Source organism: Oleiphilus sp. HI0117, from assembly GCF_001635235.1.
Map to the genome: position 1 here is coordinate 1 of NZ_LWGA01001326.1, position 900 is coordinate 900.

At 41.5% G+C, this 900-nt stretch carries 2 protein-coding genes; both read left to right on the forward strand.

Annotation, left to right across the window (positions count from 1 at the left end):
* The coding region (locus A3757_RS27785; protein ID WP_231878360.1) for a hypothetical protein at positions 1 to 221 on the forward strand (221 nt) is incomplete at its 5' end.
* Between the two features lie 28 nt (positions 222 to 249).
* A partial coding sequence (locus A3757_RS22950; RefSeq protein ID WP_304439214.1) for a HAMP domain-containing sensor histidine kinase occupies positions 250 to 900 on the forward strand: 651 nt, incomplete at its 3' end.

Genomic DNA, 900 nt, shown 5'->3' on the forward strand with positions numbered 1-900 from the left:
GATTCATCGCAAGCTCTCCAAGCCAGAACACTCATTATTTTCGTGTTAATACTGAGCTTCTTTTCAATTGTTGGTATGACATTCACTTTAATGGTAGAACAGAGCTTGCCTTGGGAGCGAGTTCTAACCATGTTCCTGATCGCACTGCAGCCCGTTTCTTTGTTGATTATGTGGAAAAAGCAACACTTACGAGGGGCGGCCTTATTCTTTCTCGCTCTTAGCTTAATTCTGGTCTGCTATGTAGATTTTATGAATAGGTCTTTAGAGGGACCTGCANGCGTCTTATGGGTTTTACCTTATGCAATGGCGGCTATGTTAGTTGGTGCGAGAAGTGCTTTTTACATCGCCTTGGCGTCGGTTGTTCTGATTAGCTTGAATGCCACATTACTTAAACTTGACTTACTTCCTGCTTCTTTGAGTTCTCCAGAAAACTGGATTTGGCTCAAATTGATTTTTACCTTAATCGTTCTGTGTACGGTTGCATTCTGTATCTATGGCTTGATTAGCCTTGAAAAGCGTAAACAAGAAGAATTAAGTCAAGAGATTCGACTAAATAAGAAGATGATGGAGTCTCTAGAAGTTGCTACAAATGAAGCCCAGGCGGCAGCTAGAAGTAAGGAGTTGTTTTTGGCTACGATGAGTCATGAGCTTCGAACACCGCTTAATGGTGTGTTGGGGAATGCTCAGCTTCTAGCAAAAGAGATTAAGGATATTAGCGCTAAAGCTCGTGTCGAGAATATAACTTCTTCTGGTGAACTTTTACTTTCAATTATTAATGATGTATTGGATTTCAGTAAATTTGAGTCGCAGGGCGTTTCTCTGAACCTAGAGGTTTTTGATCTTTCACAGTGCCTGCGTCAACTCTATCGTTTGATAAAACCGCGTGTGCAAGAGGGGGTT